This window comes from Sphingomonas sp. ATCC 31555, from assembly GCF_000282895.1.
Taxonomy (GTDB): Bacteria; Pseudomonadota; Alphaproteobacteria; order Sphingomonadales; family Sphingomonadaceae; genus Sphingomonas.
Genome location: NZ_ALBQ01000003.1, coordinates 93,004 through 104,305, shown reverse-complemented (window position 1 = coordinate 104,305; position 11,302 = coordinate 93,004). Strand labels below are relative to the sequence as shown.

Sequence of the window (11,302 nt, the reverse complement as noted above, 5' to 3'; positions counted from 1 at the left end):
TCGGCGCCCGCCTCTCTGCCCGAACGAAGATTTTCGGTGGTGCCGGTTGCAGGAATCGAACCCGCGACCTTCGGTTTACAAAACCGCTGCTCTACCAGCTGAGCTAAACCGGCATGCCCGCCCAATCGGCGTCACTGCGACCTGCCCGCCTCTGAGCGGTTTGCGCGGCTCGGTCAAGCCGTAACCGCCCTTTCTAGGCATCGCGCTCAGCCGATCGGCTAGCATAGAAAAGCAACCACACGCCCGCTTGTCCCATATTGATATGACCTCGCCGCTCCTGTACAAATTTTCAATAATTGGAACGACGACTCGATAATTGGCACAAATGCCGAGCGAGGTTGGAGATGGATGCAGGTGGCAAGGCTGCCGTGCGCGTACGATGGGCGCGGCAGCAGGGGTGGATCTGTGCCGGATTGATCCTGGCGGCCGCGGCCTTATGGGCCGGGAGCGGCGCCGTTTCGGACGCCGACGACCCGCCCGGCATGGTGCAGATCAAAGCGCCCGCCTCGGATGCGCGGTCGGCATCCCTGGTGCAATCGGCCGCAGCGCTCTCGCCGCTGCACGCGTTCGAACTGCACGGCATCGACCTGTCGCCGGCCCCGGCGGCGCTGCTGGCGCAACATGGCGAGGCGCCTCGCTGGGTCCGCCAGGGCGATGTCGTCCGCGGCGCCGTCTTGCTTGCCTCCGTCGCACGCGGCCACGTTATCCTTGCCGATGGCGACCAGCGTCTTCGCATCGATCTGCCGCAACGCCTGGGCGGGTCCGGCGAGGTTGTGCCGGCGCCGCTGCGCGGTCTGCGTCCGGAGCCGCAGCCGCCCTCCGGAGAACGCAGCGCGGCCGAACTCGCCGTCGGCGCCTCCATGGCAGGCGAACCACCAACGCCGGAGGAGCGCGAAGCGGCGCGTCTCGGCCAACTGCCCGTCGCCGGGGCGTGAACGGGCGGCGCCATTTCGTCAGGGAGAAAAACGCATGACCAAGTTGATGTCCATCCTCGCCGGCATGATGCTGCTGGTGCCCTCCGGTTCCCACGCGGCGACCCTGTACGCGGGCTATGCCGGCGGCAACGGCAATGACGGGGTCATGTTCAATCTCGCCAGCACCTCGGGCTTCCTGCTGCAGTCGTTCGACATTCACGCCGATTTCGGCACGTTCGATTATCGCGTCTACCATCATGCCGGCGGCGTCGATGCGGCGATCGCCGATCCGGCGGCGTGGACGCTGATCGGCAGCTTCGATGCGTTGACCACCGCCGGCGAGGGCATCGGCACCACGCTCGATCTCACCGATCTGCTGCTCTCTGCGGGAACGCACGGCTTCTACATCACTGATGGCGGGGCCTTTTCCGTCCGTTACTCGAACAGCAGCGAGGCGCCGGGCACGGCGCTGGCATCCAGCGGTCCGGTGACGTTGCAGGTCGGATATGGCGCCGATGCGTTCGGCGGCATCGTCCCCAGCCGCGCCTTCAACGGCAGCGTGACCTTCGCCGCGGTGCCCGAGCCGGCTGCCTGGGCGATCCTCACCATCGGGTTCGGGGCGGCGGGTGGCGCCCTGCGCCGGCGCCGCGGGCAAGCAGCCCTCCGCGCCGCCTGACCGCCCCACAGCATCACCATCAAGGGCGGGTCACCCGACACCGTCCAATTCAGGAGAAGCATGCCATGATGAGTTCAGCGCGGCATATCTGCGGCAGTTCACTGCTTGCCCTCGGCGCAACGATGCTATCCCAGCCTGCAGCTGCGCAGCAGGTCGAACGTCTTGATCGCGGGGTGGTTGCGGTACCCTCCACCCAGGGCGGAAACCTTGTCAGCTGGCGCCTGCTGGCCAGCGATACCGCCTCGACCGGCTTCAATCTCTACCGGAACAACCAGAAGCTGAACGCGCAGCCGCTGACCGGGCCGACCAACTATGTCGATGCCTCGGGCGGTGCGAACGACGTCTATGCGATCAAGGTCGTCGTCAACGGCGTGGAGCAGGATCGCGCCTTCACCGCGCCGGTCTGGGCCAACGGCGCCGGCGTCATCATGCTGGACAAGCCCGCCGGCGGTACCGTCACCGGCCCAGGCGGCGCCTCCAGCGCCTTCACCTATGAGGCGAACGACGCCAGCGTCGGCGACCTCGACGGCGATGGAAAGTACGAGATCGTGCTCAAATGGGAGCCGACCAACGCCAAGGACAACAGCCAGAGCGGCCTGACCGGGCCGGTGCTCGTCGATGCCTACACCCTGGCCGGACGTCGCCTGTGGCGCATCAATCTGGGGCGCAATATCCGGGCAGGGGCGCACTACACCCAGTTCCAGGTATTCGACTATGACGGCGATGGCCGCGCCGAAGTCGTGATGAAGACGGCGGACGGCACGGTGGACGGCGAAGGCCGGGTGATCGGAAATGCCAATGCCGATTGGCGTAATTCGGCGGGCTATGTGCTGTCCGGCCCGGAATTCCTCACCGTGTTCCAGGGCACGACCGGACGGGCGCTTTCAACCGTCAACTATGTCGTCGGCCGCCACCCCGATACGCAGAACCCCACGCCGGCACAGCTCAACGCGATCTGGGGCGACAATTACGGCAACCGCGTCGATCGCTTCCTCGCGGCGACCGCCTATCTCGACGGTCAGCGCCCCAGCATCGTTATGGCTCGCGGCTATTACACGCGGACGGCGATCGCCGCCTGGGACTTCCGCAATGGACAGCTGACGCAGCGTTGGCTGTTCGACAGCGGCGTCAACACGTCTTCCAATCCCAACACCGGCCAGGGCAACCACAATCTCAGCATCGCCGATGTCGACGCAGACGGCCGCGACGAGATCATCTATGGCTCGCTCGCCATCGACGATAACGGCAGCGCGCTATGGTCCGCCCGCTCCTCCACCGGCCAGAAGCTGGGGCATGGCGACGCGATGCATGTCGGCGATCTCAACCCCGATCGGCCGGGATTGGAAAAGTTCGGCGTGCACGAATCGCCCGGCTCGAACGGCGGGATCGGCACGGCCATGCTGGATGCGCGCACCGGCGCCGTGCTGTGGTCGGCAACCGCCAGCTCGGACAATGGCCGCGGGCTCGCCGCCGACATCGACCCGCGCTATCGCGGTGCCGAGAATTGGTCGTCGCGCAGCTCGCTGCGCACCGCCACGGGGCAGGAAATCTCGACCACGAAGCCAGGTCCGACGAACTTCGCCATCTATTGGGACGGCGATACGCTGCGCGAACTGCTCGACAACGTCACGATCAGCAAGTGGAACTGGAACACCTCGCGCATCGAAACGCTCGTGGCGTTCGCGGATTCCAAATCCAACAACGGCACGAAGGCGACGCCTTCGCTGCAAGCGGACATTCTGGGCGACTGGCGCGAGGAAGTAATCCTGCCGAGCGCGGACAGCACCAGGCTGCGCATTTTCGCGACGCCCTATTTGACCACGCACAAGCTCACGACACTGATGCACGACCGGGTTTATCGCGAAGGCGTGGCCTGGCAGAATACCGCCTATAATCAGCCCCCTCACACCAGCTACAATCTCCCCGACGCCGTTCGTTGAGCTATGCGGAGCCATCGCCGCACCCCAGCGGGCGGCGATGGCCCAAGCAGCCTGGGCAATCGAAACGCAGATTTTGCACAGGTTGAGAATGATAATGCGTTTGACTCGCAACACCCAGTCTCTTTATTGGGCCGCCCATGGAACGAAAGCCCAAAGGGAAAAGCTGGATCATGCCGTCGACACTGCGTACCGCCCTCCTCACCTCCGCGCTGTTCGCGCTGCCCGGCACAGCGTTCGCCGGCCCTGAGGGCGAGAGTGACAAAGCGGCCGACCAGCAAGACCAGATCGTCGTCACCGGCGCAGCCAACCAGCCCTCGCGCAGCGCCACCGGCCTGGCCCTAACTCCGCGGGAGACGCCGCAGTCGATCACGATCATCGATCAGGCGCGCATCCAGGATTTTCAGCTTACCAACATCAACGATGTGCTCGATCAGACTGTCGGCATCAATGTCGAGCGTGCCGAGACGGATCGTACCTATTACAACTCGCGCGGCTTCGACATTACCGTCTTCCAGATCGACGGGGTCGGCCTGCCGGTGCCTTACGGCATTCAATATGGCGATCTCGACACCGTGCTGTTCGATCGGGTGGAGGTGATCAGGGGTTCCAACGCGCTGATGACCGGCGTCGGCAATCCGTCCGCCACGATCAACTATGTGCGCAAGCGGCCGACGGAATCGCTACAGGTGCGAGCGACCGCCCAAGTCGGCTCCTGGAGCCGCTGGCGCGGGGAAGCGGATGTGTCCGTGCCCCTCACCGACACGCTGGCCGTCCGCGCCGTCTATGCGCATGAGGAACGGAACAGCTATCTCGATTACAACAGCAACAATCGCGACGTCTACGGCCTGGTCACCACCTGGAAGGTGACGCCGCAGCTCACTGCCACGATCGGCTACAGCCGCCAGGAAAACAATTCGGACGGCGTGCTGTGGGGTGCGCTTCCCCTCACCTATTCGGATGGCAGCCGCATTCCCTATGCGCGCTCGGCCACGACGTCGGCGCCTTGGACCTATTGGGACAACACCGATCAGCGCGCCTTTGGCGAACTCGCCTATGATCTGGGCAACGGGTGGCAGGCCAAGGGCGTGTTCACCTATGTCAACAACAAGCAGAAAGCCAAGCTGCTCTACGCCTTCGGGGCGCCGAACAAGGCGACGGGGCTCGGCTTGACTGGCCAGGTCGGCCTCTACCCTTCCGAGAACGACCAGTATTTCGGCGACGCGACCGCGTCGGGCCCCGTCCACCTGTTCGGCCGCGAGCATCAGCTGACCTTCGGCGTCTCGACCGGCCGCATCGATGATCTCCAGTTGCAGGGGCCGGGCACGAGCTCGGTCACCTATCCTGCCGTGCCGAACCTCAGCAGCGTGCAGATTGCCGATCCGGGCACCCTGCCGATCACGCTGGGCGCCGATACCAGCACCGAAGTCACCCGCGCCTATGGCGCCGCGCATCTGAACCTCACGGATCGGCTGAAGGCCGTGATCGGCGGCAGCGCCACCTGGCTGAAGTCGGAGGGCGATTCCTACGGCGCTGATCAGTATCGCAAGAACAGCGATTTCAGCCCCTATGCTGGCCTTACCTATGATCTGACGCGCAACGTCTCGCTCTACGCAAGCTACACCAACATCTTCAATCCGCAGATCGAAGTCGATGCGAACGCCCGGCGCCTGGCGCCGGTCACCGGCACCAGCATCGAAGGCGGCGTGAAGAGCGAATGGTTTGGCGGCCGGCTCTACGCCACCGCCTCGCTGTTCCGCGCCAAGCAAAAGGGCTTGGCGACCTTCGCGGGGCAGTTCGGCCCCGACGGTCCCGGCCAGCCCGGCGGCAGCTACTACACCGGCGTGGACACCACCGCGCGCGGCTTCGAACTCGAACTCGCCGGCAAGGTGACGGACAACTGGACGGTCAGCGGCGGCTATACCGGCCTCGACATCGAGGACGAAGCCGGGGCGCCCGCGCGTGTGTTCCTTCCCACCAAGAGCCTGAAGCTGGCCACCACCTATGCGGTGCCCGACCTGCGCGACCTGAAGGTCGGCGCGCAGCTCCGCTGGCAGAATGCGATCCGCAGCCCGGATCTCCTGGTCCGGCAGGGAGACTATGCCGTGCTCGATCTGATGAGCAGCATCCGCGTGGTCGACCATGTCCGCGCCGCGATCAACGTCCGCAACGTCACCGACAGCAAATATCTGGGCAGCATCATGTGGGGCCAGGCCTTCTACGCAGCGCCGCGCAGCGTGCTGGGCAGCATCACCTTCAGCTATTGAGGATCGGCATGGGCGCGCATCTCCGTCGTGGCTGGGGGTACCGAGCAAATATCGCGACGCGCGCCCTCGCCGGCAGCCTCGGCGCCTATCTGATCGCGGCCTGCTTCGCGGCGGCGGCGGCGCGCACCCTGCCGATGGATCGGCTGGACGCCGCCGTCTCCGCGACGATGCTGGCCTTCTTCGTCGCGCCGGTGGCGACCCTCTGGGCCTTTCTGGCGCCCGGGCCGCTGCGTGCGCTGGGCGGCACGCTCGCCGCCGCGGCGCTGCTGGCGGGCATCGCCTGGGCCGCGGGCGTGCCGTCGGCATGAGCGTGGTGCGCGAAGGCGCCCGCCAGGCCATGGCCTGGCTGCACGGCTGGACCGGGCTCTTGCTCGGCTGGGTGCTGTTCGTGATGTGCCTCGCCGGCACGCTCAGCGTCTTCAAGCCGGAAATCGGCCGCTGGATGCGCCCCGAGACGACGGCGGTGGCCGATCGCGCCGCCGCGCTCGCCGCCGCCACCGGCTGGCTTTCCAAGGCCGCACCCAAGTCGTTCGGCTGGTATCTCACCTTGCCGGGCGACCGCATGAACACGGTCGAGGCCACCTACGATCCCGGTACGGGCTTCGTCTACCGCGCGCTCGATCCGGTCACCGGCGCGCCCGCACCGCGCGAGACGCTGGGCGGCGAGTTCTTCTACCGCCTGCATTTCGAACTCGAACTGCCCTATCCCTGGGGCCGGCTGCTCGCGTCGCTGGCGGCAATGGTGCTGCTGCTCGGGCTGATCACCGGCATCATCGCGCACCGGCGCATCTTCAAGGACTTTTTCACCTTCCGCCCGGCCAAGGGCCAGCGTTCCTGGCTCGACGGGCACAATGCGCTCGGCGTGCTGGCCCTGCCCTTTCACGTGATGATCAGCTTCACCGGCCTGCTCGCGCTGGCGACGCTCAACATGCCGTGGGCGCTCAGCGCCAACTACGGGCAGGACATGGCCGCCATGTTCCAGGCCTTTCAGCCCGGCCAGGTTGATCGCCCCGCTGCCGGCAAGCCCGCGCAGCTGGCGCCGCTTGCCCCCATGCTGCGCGAAGCCGAGCGCCGGCTGGGCCATCCGGTCGGCCGCGTGACGGTCGCGCATCCCGGAGACGCCGCCGCGACGGTAACGATGTTCCGCGACGACGCCCGGCAGATCGCCTATGCCGCCGGCGCGATCAGCTTCGACGGCGTTACCGGTCGCGTCCTCGCCGACTTCACCGAGAATCGCCCGGCGCTGCAAACCTATGGCGTGGCTTATGGCCTCCACCTCGCCCGCTTTGCCCCGCTCGCGACGCGCTGGCTTTACTTTCTGTGCGGCGCGATGCTGACGCTGGCGGTGGCGAGCGGCATGGTGCTGTGGGTGGTCAAGCGCCGCGAACGCGCTCCATTGAGCCGCGGCAACCGCATCATCGAACGGCTCAATGCCGGCGTGCTGGCCGGCGTCCCGATCGGTTGCGTCGCCTTCCTGCTGGCCAACCGCTTGCTGCCGCTCGGGATGGCGGGCCGCGCCGAGGCGGAAGGCTCGGCTGCCCTGTGGAGCGCAGGGGCGGCGGTGCTGCTCGGCGCGATGCTCGCGCCGAAGCGGAGCTGGCCGCTGCTGCTCTCGCTGCTGGCGCTCGGCTGTGCCGCCGCCGCACTTCCCGGCGGCGCCTTTGCCGATAGCGTGCAGACGGGCATGAGCCTCACCCTGCTGGCAACCGCTGCCGCCACCGCATGGCTCGCGTGGCGGCAATGGCGCCGCCCCGCCCCGGCTCCCCGCCGCCGTGCCCGGGCGCAACTCGCATGATCGCAGCGGGTCTCACCGTGCTCGGCTTCTTCGCCCTCGCGGCCGCCATGCCGCGCCATGCGCCCGCGCTGCTGGGCCCGGCCGGTCTCCGCCTCCCCTCCCATCGGCTGCGCTTCGCGGGCTGGGCCGCGCTGCTGGCCGCGCTCGCCGCGTGCTTGTGCGCGCCGTCCTGGCCGCTCGCGCTGGTTACATGGGTCGGCTTGCTGCCGCTCGCCGCCGCATTGATCCTGCTGGGCCTGACGTACGACGCGCGGCTGGCCCGCGGCGCGGCGGCATTGGGCGTGCTCGCCGTGGTGGCCGGGCTGGTCGGCTAAAGTGCTTTCAAGTTGACCCCTTACGGTCGACGAGTCGAAAGATGCGGCAACCACTAGGTGGAGCGTTGTCGCTCATGGTGAAAACGTCCTGGCCGATCATGCGGCCCGGCCCTCCGATCGACGTGAGTGCCGGAACCCGCCACGCGCGACATGTCCGCTCCGGTACGGCGCAGGGCGCAACGGTTCACCGGTTCCGGCGTGCCTTGTCACAAACAGATCGGCACAGCTGCGCCGGTCGATGGCGGAACTGCATCGGGAGCGTGCGCATGAAACATCCAGGCCTGGCGATCGCCGCATTGTTCGTCGCTAGCGTCCCCGCGACGGCACAGGAATGGTTCGCGCCGGGCACGTTCGATAACTGAGTCTTCAACAACCAGGCGGCGGAAATGCTGCGGCGATCGCAGAAGCAGCTGTTCCACGACGACGCAGCCGATACGCTGCGAAGCCCCCGCCCTCCGGTTGCGACGCCGCGCTCGCCGGCGCCCGCCATCCGGCAGGAACAGGTCCAGCGCGTGGCCGATCGCCTCGCCAGCGGCTTCGCTGCCGGCGAACGCGACAAGGCTCGACGGATTTTTGTCGAGCTGTACGGCAGTTATGGCCGGCTCGAACGCCAGCTGGGCATCCCTGCCGGCGATCCGGACGGCGCCACCGCAGCGCTGATCGCCGCCAGCTACATGGCCTATGCCGATACCGATCTGGACGACGCCGCGTTCCGCCGGCTCCATGCCCAGCTACGCGGCCCGGTCGCCGCGGCGGGTGCCGAAGCGCACGCGGCCGAACCGCGGGTGACCATGGCGATCCTGGCGACCTATCTGGCCGCCACCCGAGAGGCGCTCAAGGCGCAGCCGGATCCCGCCCGATCCGCCGAACTGCGCCAGGCCGGAAAGCGTTATCTGGGCGAACTGCTCGGCGTGGACGCTTCCCGGGTGCGGATCGGCACCACGGGCCTCATGCTGCGCTGAGCGTTCGCCCCCGGCTGCGATCTCAATCGTCGAACCAGCCGGTGTCGCCGATCGGCATGCCCGGCGGAACGGCAGGCACCGCCTGGCGCTTGTCCAGTTCGCGTTGCAGCGCTTCCTTGTCACGCAGCAGCCCTGCCAGATGCCGCGCCCAGGCGCCGTCCTGCCCGTCGCCCGTGGCGGGCAGGACGGCGGCGATCGTGCGGAGCCGATCTTCCAGCAGCGCCGCAACGTCCGGGCTGATTGCGGGATCGCGCGCCGCACGGGCGATCGTCAGCACCGCGCGATAGGCGATCCGCCGACCCACCGCATCGCGGCGCGCGGTTACGGTCGCCGCCTGCAGCCGGTCGAGCAGCAGTTCCACGCCGGGCATCGCCGGATCGCGTCGATGCTGTTCGAACAGCCGGGCCAATCGCGCAGGTGCAAGCAAACTGTCCAGCGGCACTTGCGCCGCGATGTCGGCCGCCACCAGGGGGTCGAACGCGAACGAACCGGCGTTACGGAACACTTCCTGGTCGAATTGCGGGTCGCTGCGCCCATTGATCGCGGCGGAAAGCGGCATCACCAGCCGATCGGGCACGGTCAGCCTCGGCGCGGCGAGCGTCTCCATCAGCGCATCGATCGCCGCCAGCTGGGTGGCGGCAGGCACGGGCTTGGCCGGCGGATGATTGTCTCCGGCGACCGCATAATCGGAATCGATCCCGCCGACGAGCTTGCCCGCCGCGTCCACGTCATAGCGATGCAGCAGCCACACCGGCACGAACTTGCGGCGCAGGTCGGCTAGCGCTTCGTCCTTGCGCAGCACGTCGGGCCCGAAATTGGCGATCGCCACCTGCCGTACGGCCAGCATGTGGCGCAGCGACGCGACCGGATCGGGGCCGTCGTCCCACATGCTTCCCCAGGGGCTCGGCATATCCGGCGATCGTCCGTCGACATCGGTGACGAAGCGCAGCCCCCGCGCCTGTGCCGCCAACGCCTTGTCGCGCGCCGCCGCATCGGGGTCGACGCCGGGCGCGGGCTGGCCATAGAGCCAGTCGACGGTGAAATCATCCCAGGCGCCTCCCGCCTTGGCATAGGCATCGGACAGGTCGATTCTGCCGCCCGTCAGCTTGATGCGCGGGCCGGGGTAATCCATCACCGAACCGCGTTCCTGCGTACTGGCCGCAAAATTGTGCATGAAGCCGATTGCGTGGCCCACCTCGTGCGCGCCGAGCTGCCGGATACGATCCAGCGAGACGCGGACCGGATCGTTGGGGCCGCCGCTGTTGTTCTGCGCGGTGCCGACCAGCCCCTCGAAGATCACCATGTCCTGCCGCACGCGCAGCGCGCCGATCACGACATTGCCCTTCACGATCTCGCCGGTACGCGGATCGACGATGCCGCCGCCATAGGACCAGCCGCGCGTCAGCCGGTTGCTCCAGTTCACCATGTTGTAGCGCACGTCCATCGGATCGGCGCCTTCCGGCAGCACTTCGGCACGGAACGCATCGATCAGCCCGGCCTTGTCGAACGCCGCGCGCCAATAATTGACGCCTTCCACCAGCGCGGTGCGGATCGGCTCCGGCGCGGCGCGATCGACATAGAAGACGATCGGCTTCTTCACCCGCGAGCGCGGCGCGGCGGGATCGGTCTTCTCTAGGCGGAAATGGTTGGCGAATTGCTGGACCACATCTTCGCCAAGCGGGCTGCCGTAATCGTAGAAGCGCTCGCCGCCCGCCGCCGATCGCGTGTCGAACCGGCGGACCTGAAAGCCCGGCCCCGGCAACCGCACGAAACTGTGATGGACGATGAAGCCGATCTGCCGCGGCTCGCTGGCGATGGTCGAGATTTCCCGCCCCGGCGTACCGCTCTGATAGGTCTGCAGCGCATCGATTTCGATATTGTCGGGAAACGCCTTCACCGAACTCGGGTCGGCGGCGCTCAGCGCCTCAGCCAGCCGATAGCCCTTGCCGCCTTCATTGAGCGCATCGGCCAGCCCCACCGTGTCGCGCGTCAGGAACGGCGCGATGTCGACCGTCAGCGATCCGTCCGGGCCGGTGGTGACCACGTCGAGCATCGCCATCACGCTGAACGGAAAGCTGGTGCGCCCGCCTTCCGCCACCGCCGCGTCGCCAGTGGCGCGGAAGCGCCAGTTCTCGAACGTCACCGCCACCTTCTTGCCGATGCGGCGAAACGCCAGGATCTGTTCGCCGCCAACCATGCCGCGGTCGATCCGCAGATTGGCCGAGCCGAGTCCGGTGCGCATCGTCGTCGCATAAAGAAATCGGCCGGCGACGCCCTGCGCATCGGGCGCGGGCAAGGTGAACAGGATGCGGCCATCGGCCGGCATGGCCTTCACCGGCAGCAGCGGCGCGTCCTGTGCGCGCGCAGGCAGGCCCGCCATGGCCGTCAGCACCAGCGCCAACGCTACTCCGCCGCCATGCCACATACGTCGATCTCC

At 67.5% G+C, this 11,302-nt stretch carries 9 protein-coding genes and 1 tRNA gene; 8 read left to right on the top strand and 2 right to left on the bottom strand.

The genetic code is table 11. The annotated features are described in order from the left end of the window. Nucleotides 1-37: 37 nt before the first annotated feature. Nucleotides 38-113, bottom strand: a tRNA-Thr gene (locus B215_RS0101230). A 300-nt stretch (nucleotides 114-413) separates the two neighbouring features. Here B215_RS0101230 and B215_RS0101225 point away from each other — a divergent pair. From B215_RS0101225 to B215_RS19405, 8 genes are all read left to right on the top strand, one after another. Beyond that, a complete protein-coding gene (locus B215_RS0101225; protein ID WP_037512741.1) occupies nucleotides 414-935 on the top strand; it encodes a hypothetical protein in 522 nt (173 codons plus the stop codon). A 34-nt stretch (nucleotides 936-969) separates the two neighbouring features. Continuing rightward, on the top strand, nucleotides 970-1,590 hold the full coding sequence (locus B215_RS0101220) for a PEPxxWA-CTERM sorting domain-containing protein (protein ID WP_019367799.1): 621 nt from the start codon (nucleotides 970-972) through the stop codon (nucleotides 1,588-1,590). Between the two features lie 122 nt (nucleotides 1,591-1,712). Further along, nucleotides 1,713-3,530 (top strand): rhamnogalacturonan lyase, encoded by a 1,818-nt coding sequence (locus B215_RS0101215; RefSeq protein ID WP_019367798.1) that lies wholly within the window; start codon nucleotides 1,713-1,715, stop codon nucleotides 3,528-3,530. Nucleotides 3,531-3,667: 137 nt separating this feature from the next. After that, nucleotides 3,668-5,794: a TonB-dependent siderophore receptor gene (locus B215_RS0101210; RefSeq protein ID WP_019367797.1), complete on the top strand. Its 2,127-nt coding sequence runs from the start codon at nucleotides 3,668-3,670 to the stop codon at nucleotides 5,792-5,794. Nucleotides 5,795-5,802: 8 nt separating this feature from the next. Next, on the top strand, nucleotides 5,803-6,102 hold the full coding sequence (locus B215_RS0101205; RefSeq protein ID WP_019367796.1) for a hypothetical protein: 300 nt from the start codon (nucleotides 5,803-5,805) through the stop codon (nucleotides 6,100-6,102). Beyond that, nucleotides 6,099-7,589 carry a PepSY-associated TM helix domain-containing protein gene (locus B215_RS0101200; RefSeq protein WP_019367795.1) on the top strand — a complete coding sequence of 497 codons (1,491 nt, stop codon included), beginning with the start codon at nucleotides 6,099-6,101 and terminating at the stop codon, nucleotides 7,587-7,589. The genes B215_RS0101205 and B215_RS0101200 overlap by 4 nt, the downstream gene beginning before the upstream one ends. Continuing rightward, the gene (locus B215_RS0101195; RefSeq protein ID WP_019367794.1) at nucleotides 7,586-7,903 is read left to right on the top strand and encodes a DUF3325 family protein; all 318 of its coding nucleotides are present in this window, start codon (nucleotides 7,586-7,588) and stop codon (nucleotides 7,901-7,903) included. The genes B215_RS0101200 and B215_RS0101195 overlap by 4 nt, the downstream gene beginning before the upstream one ends. A gap of 386 nt (nucleotides 7,904-8,289) precedes the next feature. Next, entirely contained in the window at nucleotides 8,290-8,865 is a 576-nt protein-coding gene (locus B215_RS19405) for a DUF6683 family protein (protein ID WP_019367792.1), read from the top strand. A 22-nt stretch (nucleotides 8,866-8,887) separates the two neighbouring features. On the opposite strand, the gene B215_RS0101180 is transcribed toward B215_RS19405, so the two are convergent. Further along, nucleotides 8,888-11,290, bottom strand: a complete 2,403-nt coding sequence (locus B215_RS0101180) for a zinc-dependent metalloprotease (protein WP_019367791.1) — start codon at nucleotides 11,288-11,290, stop codon at nucleotides 8,888-8,890. Nucleotides 11,291-11,302: the final 12 nt, after the last annotated feature.